The following is a 1,669-nucleotide window of genomic DNA, read 5'->3' on the forward strand; positions in this document are numbered from 1 at the left end:
GGCGGGAGGGGGACTCCTTCCTCGACATATTGGCCAACGCTGGCGGTCCGACCCGCTATGCCGAGAGTCGCCAAATCCGCTTACTGCGCACCGATGGGTCGGTCGAACCGATCGATCTGCAGGCTTACACCGAAGGTACGCAAAAGGCGCTGCCTCAAATCAAACCCGGCGACGCGATTTTTGTCCCGGAAAAGACCGATATTAACGAGAAGTCCTGGTTAAAAGTGGCACCCGGACGGGCGGTGATGGTGATGGGGGCGGTACGTATACCGGGTCGTTATGAATGGTCTGATGAGATGTCTCTGCTTGATTTGATTGCCCATGCCGGTGGCCCCAATGAGCGCGCCGACATTGCCAAAGTACAGATCCTGAAGGCGGATGGGGGGATGGCAACTCCGACCCTCTTCGATCTCGACAAGTTTCTGCATCAGGGGGGCGCGCTCGCCAGCCTGCCAACGATCCATGCCGGCTTTACCATCATGATCCCCGAGCTGCCCACCGATCCCAGCGACAACAAATCTCAGTGGGTACGCCAGTCACCGGACAGTTCCATCTATATATTCGGCCAGGTTGGCGCTCCCGGTCGCTACGCTTTCAACGATCAGATGGGTTTTATCGACATACTCTCCGCGGCCGATGGTCCTAGCGCCATGGCGGACTTGCGCAATGTACGCATCGCCCATCGCAATGGTAGTACGGCACGGGTGAGCAAGCTGGATCTGGCCCTTTACTTCGAGACCGGTGATGAAACCCTGCTGCCCAAGGTGCTGCCAGGTGACTCCATTTACTTGCCGGAGAAAAACCGCCCCTGGCTTGATGAACCCAAGGAGGACACCATACGGGTGCTAGGGGCTGTTGCCCGACCCGGCCGCTATCGCTTCAATTCTTCCATGACCCTGTTGGATCTGCTGGCGGAGGCCGGTGGGCCAACCAGCTCTGCCTACATCAAGAAGATTGTGGTGATCAACATGGCTGTGAGCGGGCAGGGGGATCAGGCTCGTACCTTCGATCTGGACGGTTTTGCCAAGGAGCCTGATTTCAGCAAGCTACCGGTGCTGCGGGTAGGAGACACAGTCTTCATCCCAGATAGCAAGAGCAGTAACTGGGCCATCTTCATGGAGGGAATGCGGGACATTCTCACCACTATCTCGGTGGTCGCTCTGATGGGAACCCTGTGAGATGAGTATTCCAATCCAGTACCTTGAACTGGAGTCGCTCTATGCTGCCACCCTGGGTCGTGGGATCCGCTCATTGGCGGTGACCTCGGCCGAAGGGGGGGAAGGGGTCAGCACCATTTGTGAGGCGCTGGCCCGGCGAGCAGAAGCGGACGGGCTCAACACACTGCTGGTGGATCTCAACCTGTATCACCCCGGTCGCCCCGCAACCCAGGCCTGGGGGCCCAACGATGTACCGGAGCCGCTGAGTCGGGGCCACTTCCTTGCGGTGCTGCCGGCACCCGGTAAGGATTTGATGGCTTTTCGCAACAAGGATACCCTGCGCCAACTGCTGGTTCGCTGGCTCGAACATTATGACGTGGTGCTCTTTGATACTTCCCCCCTCAATGCCCTCAACCGGGGCAATATCCCGGCAGATCAGGTCTGCGGGGCTTGCGAGGGCGCTGTGCTGGTTGTGTTGGCCGGGGTTACACCGACTGCCATGGTGCAAAGGG

The 1,669-nt window shown here is 59.0% G+C and carries 2 protein-coding genes; both read left to right on the top strand.

The window, feature by feature from the left end:
- Positions 1-1,178, top strand: a 1,178-nt coding sequence (locus AAC083_RS21230; protein WP_181364601.1) for an SLBB domain-containing protein, incomplete at its 5' end; no start/stop codon positions are given.
- A 1-nt stretch (position 1,179) separates the two neighbouring features.
- Positions 1,180-1,669 (top strand): tyrosine-protein kinase family protein (locus AAC083_RS21235; RefSeq protein ID WP_108535551.1); only part of this gene is annotated, 490 nt, incomplete at its 3' end.

The sequence above is a fragment of the Aeromonas sp. HMWF014 genome (genome assembly GCF_963878295.1).
GTDB lineage: Bacteria > Pseudomonadota > Gammaproteobacteria > Enterobacterales > Aeromonadaceae > Aeromonas > Aeromonas popoffii.